Genomic DNA, 2,977 nt, shown 5'->3' with positions numbered 1-2,977 from the left:
GATCTGGATCGCTATTCATGGAACACATGCGTAAGCGGATTCATGATTTGTGTGAATGAGTTGCAAGAATTGAAATGTAACAAGCGCGAAATTCTGGAACCCCTTCTCATTCTCCTTTCTCCATTCTCTCCACATATCGCTGAGGAATTATGGAGTCAATTAGGTCATGACGGTTCAATTTCAACGGTTGCTTTTCCAATCTGCGAAGAGAAATATTTGGTGGAATCTGATAAAGAATATCCGGTTTCGTTTAACGGAAAAATGCGTTTCACCATCAAGCTACCTTTGGATTTAACCGTTCCACAAATTCAGGAAATTGTAATGGCGGATGAAAGAACTATCAAACAATTGGAGGGAAGAACTCCGAATAAAGTGATTATCGTTCCAGGAAAAGTTATTAACTTTGTATCGTAGAGGTTATTAAAAAAATGTCAATTTGTCATTTGTAACATTTGGCGCATAATTTGCTACTTATATAAAAAACTTAAAAATCATAATTATGTTTGGATACTATATTTTAATCGGAGCAATCGCTTTAGTAAGTTGGCTAGTGAGTTCAAAACTGAAAAGCAAATTTGCAGAATACTCAAAAATTCATTTACGTAATGGCATGAGCGGTGCCGAAATTGCTACTCAAATGTTGCATGACAACGGCATTTATGATGTCAAAGTTATTTCAACGCCAGGACAATTAACTGACCATTATAACCCAACGGACAAAACCGTCAACTTGAGTGAGTCCGTTTATAATCAGCGAAATGCCTCTGCTGCAGCCGTTGCCGCTCACGAATGTGGTCATGCAGTGCAACACGCTACGGCATATAATATGCTTCAACTTCGTTCTCAGTTAGTGCCAATTGTTAACGTTTCTTCCACACTTTCACAATATTTAATTTTTGGAGGACTGATTTTAGGTGCAGCTGCAGGATTAGGTCTCGGATTTTACATTGCCGTTATCGGTTTGGTATTAATGGCGGTTGCCACCGCTTTTAGTTTTATCACATTGCCGGTTGAGTATGATGCGAGTAACAGAGCTTTAGCTTGGTTAAAAAACAAAAATATGGTGAGCCAAGAGGAATATGCCGGAGCAGAAGATGCTTTGAAATGGGCAGCGCGAACCTATGTTGTTGCCGCTATTGGTGCTTTGGCTTCGCTGTTATATTGGGCTTTGCAAGTTTTTGGTAGAAGAGATTAAGGTTGATTAAGTTAATACTGTAAACCCTGTCAGTCCCGAAGTCTCGGGATAAACTCTGACAGGGTTTTTTTTAAAGTTGTATTTGTCGTTCAATTTGTTGTTCTAACGAGATAAAGGTTTCGGTTCTTGAGACACCTTCAATCGGTTGGATTTTTTTATTCAAGAGTTGCATCAAATGTTCGTTATCGCGGCAAATGATTTTGATAAGAATACTCCAGTTTCCTGTAGTATAGTGACATTCTAGCACTTCTGGAATTTTTTTAAGTTCTTTTACTGCTTCGGCATTACTCGATGCTTTGTCTAAGTAAATACCAATAAACGCCATGGTTTTATAACCCAAAACCTTGTTGTCAACCATTAATTTTGAACTGGCAATCACACCAGCATCTTCTAGTTTTCGCAATCGTTGGTGAATAGCCGCACCCGAAATTCCAATTTTATTTGCAATTTGTAAAATGGGTTTTCGGGCATCTATCATGAGGTCGCGCAGGATTTCTTTATCGATGCCATCAATTTCTATTTGTAACTGATTTATTTTCATAAGATTGTATTTGAAATGTCATTATAGGATTAAAAATTCCGAATAATTTATATGTCGCCCCGAAGGGGCTTATTTCGGATTGATACTTTATCAACCAATATGCAGTCCCGATGGGACTTAAAAAGCTCCTTTAGGAGCGAAAGCTAGGTAGTAAAGAATTGTTTTATGTTTTTAAAGCCCCAGCGGGGCGATATATAATACAAGTCTACAATTAACCCGAATGTAAAGTTGTAGCATGTTTTTGTTTAAAAACAGTTTATTTGAAAGCAAAAATAAGAATTTTGTTTTGGAATATAAGTAAAAAACACAATTTACAACTGATTTAATAAAAGGCCATCGCTAAATAGCCCTGATTGTAGTGGCATCTTTTATATCTAACTGGTTTTCAAAACCTTTTAGATATAAAAGATAGAACGAAAAGCAGGAAAATGGACTCCAAAAAATGCCCGAACCATTCGCTCCAAAATCAATTAATTCCCCAACAATTTATCAGGATTGTAACCCACATAAGCTTTTTCAGTTTCTTTGAAGATTACGCCAAATTCTTCGAGTTCTTTTAAAATTGGTTCATACACTTCTTTACGAATAGGCAATTGCACACCAGGCGTTTTGATGTTGCCGTTTAGAATTTGAATAGCAGCCATTGCAACAGGTAAACCTACCGTTTTTGCCATGGCTGTGTAGGTTTGGTCATCGCCAAGGCATACCATTTTCGAATCGATTTGTTTTCTTTGTCCATTTATTTCATAGCCAAATTTGTGATACATGACTATCATGTCTTTATCATTGGGTTGTAATTTCCAACAGTCATTCAAGATGTGTTCTAAAATTTGAGCAGGCGTAGCGTTTTTTAGCCCTACTATTTTATTGGCATTGAATAAATCGAGCTCCAGTAGTTTGTCCCACATGATGTCATCTTGCTCAATACCCAATTGAATTCGGGTTTTAATTTCCACAGAGTCCGTTGGTGAATAAGGTAAAAACGAATTGATAAAATCACGGTAACTCATCGTTTCCGAGTTTTCCATAACATACGTATCATCAGTCATACCCAATTGCACAAACATATTCCAAGCTTTAGAAAATCCTACTCTGCGAATGGTTCCTCGGTATAAAGTTAAGATATTGTCTAATCCATAAACGCTTCTGTATTTCAACGAATCGCGATTGCCATACGCTTCAAATTTACCATAACCTTCTACTTCTAGAAACTCTGTTCTACGGAATAATTTATGATAGGG

At 37.0% G+C, this 2,977-nt stretch carries 4 protein-coding genes; 2 read left to right on the top strand and 2 right to left on the bottom strand.

Annotated elements, in window-relative coordinates; genetic code table 11:
* The coding region (locus ACK5ON_RS03875; RefSeq protein WP_409820052.1) for a class I tRNA ligase family protein at nt 1-414 on the top strand (414 nt) is incomplete at its 5' end.
* Nucleotides 415-499: 85 nt separating this feature from the next.
* Nucleotides 500-1,195, top strand: coding sequence for a zinc metallopeptidase (locus tag ACK5ON_RS03870; protein WP_409820049.1), 696 nt, complete (start codon nt 500-502; stop codon nt 1,193-1,195).
* A gap of 70 nt (nt 1,196-1,265) precedes the next feature.
* On the opposite strand, the gene ACK5ON_RS03865 is transcribed toward ACK5ON_RS03870, so the two are convergent.
* Both ACK5ON_RS03865 and ACK5ON_RS03860 read right to left on the bottom strand, forming a co-directional pair.
* On the bottom strand, nt 1,266-1,736 hold the full coding sequence (locus ACK5ON_RS03865) for an Lrp/AsnC family transcriptional regulator (RefSeq protein ID WP_396173499.1): 471 nt from the start codon (nt 1,734-1,736) through the stop codon (nt 1,266-1,268).
* A 470-nt stretch (nt 1,737-2,206) separates the two neighbouring features.
* On the bottom strand, nt 2,207-2,977 hold a 771-nt coding region (locus ACK5ON_RS03860; RefSeq protein ID WP_409820047.1), incomplete at its 5' end, for a saccharopine dehydrogenase C-terminal domain-containing protein.

It is taken from the genome of Flavobacterium sp. (assembly GCF_046317795.1).
In the GTDB taxonomy this organism is placed as follows: domain Bacteria; phylum Bacteroidota; class Bacteroidia; order Flavobacteriales; family Flavobacteriaceae; genus Flavobacterium.
This window is presented reverse-complemented; position numbering and strand designations above follow the sequence as displayed.